This is a genomic window from Staphylococcus sp. AC872 (assembly GCF_979255425.1).
This window is the reverse complement of sequence record NZ_CEEDKW010000067.1, coordinates 1-260: the sequence shown is the minus strand read 5'-3', so window position 1 is coordinate 260 and position 260 is coordinate 1. Positions and strand designations below refer to the sequence as shown.

The window sequence follows — 260 nt, the reverse complement described above, 5'->3', positions numbered from 1 at the left end:
ACGCCGACGGCTCCAGTTGTTACCCAAGATGAAACAAATGCAAGTGTAACAGTCACACCACAAGGTGATGCGGATAAAATGACAGTCCATTATGTGGCGCCAAATGGAGATCCAAAAGAAGTTGTCGCAACCAAAGTAGGCAACCAATGGACATTAAATGAAGTTCCAACAGGAATAAGTATTGATAATACAAGTGGAGCAGTGACAGTGAATTATCAAGGCGTTCAAAATGGAAGTGAAATAAGCGCAAGTGAAACACA

Annotated in this window: 1 pseudogene; it reads left to right on the top strand. The window is 41.9% G+C overall.

Annotated elements, in window-relative coordinates:
* Positions 1-260, top strand: a pseudogene (locus ACZ267_RS12950) (cell wall anchor protein); the annotation flags it as partial.